Below are 761 nucleotides of genomic sequence, written 5' to 3' on the forward strand. Positions count from 1 at the left end.
CTTTAAACCCAATGATTCCGGATAACGCTTGGATCCTCCGTATTACCGCGGCTGCTGGCACGGAGTTAGCCGATCCTTATTCTTACGGTACCGTCAAGACTCTTCACGAAGAGTTGTTTCTTCCCGTACAAAAGCAGTTTACACACCATAGATGCTTCATCCTGCACGCGGCATGGCTGGTTCAGGCTTGCGCCCATTGACCAATATTCCTCACTGCTGCCTCCCGTAGGAGTCTGGTCCGTGTCTCAGTACCAGTGTGGGGGATCTCCCTCTCAGGACCCCTACCCATCATTGCCTTGGTATGCCGTTACCATACCAACTAGCTAATGGGACGCATGCTCATCTTGTACCGATAAATCTTTAATAATAATGTGATGCCACATCAATATACTATAAGGTATTAATCCAAATTTCTCTGGGCTATCCCTTTGTACAAGGCAGATTGCATACGCGTTACGCACCCGTGCGCCGGTCTCAAGGCCCGAAAGCCTCTACCCCTCGACTTGCATGTGTTAAGCCTGCCGCTAGCGTTCATCCTGAGCCAGGATCAAACTCTTCATCGTATATTTTTAATATTTTTACGATCTTTATGCTAGGTCATGTTTTTTTATGATAAGCGAGTATTTCTTACTCTCTCTTATGCTGTCAATCCAATATGTCTATGAACGTTTCTTCTTGTTTTTCGCCCCAGAACTTTCGTTCTCAAAGCGGCTGCAAAACTACAACTTCTTTTTAATCCCGCAAGCTTTTTCAAAAAAAAA

General features: G+C 45.3%; 1 rRNA gene. It reads right to left on the reverse strand.

The features are described from left to right. A 16S ribosomal RNA gene (locus ACX0HA_RS17595) occupies window positions 1-563 on the reverse strand; the annotation flags it as partial. Between the last annotated feature and the right edge of the window lie 198 nt (window positions 564-761).

The sequence above is a fragment of the Flavobacterium hauense genome (genome assembly GCF_054457175.1).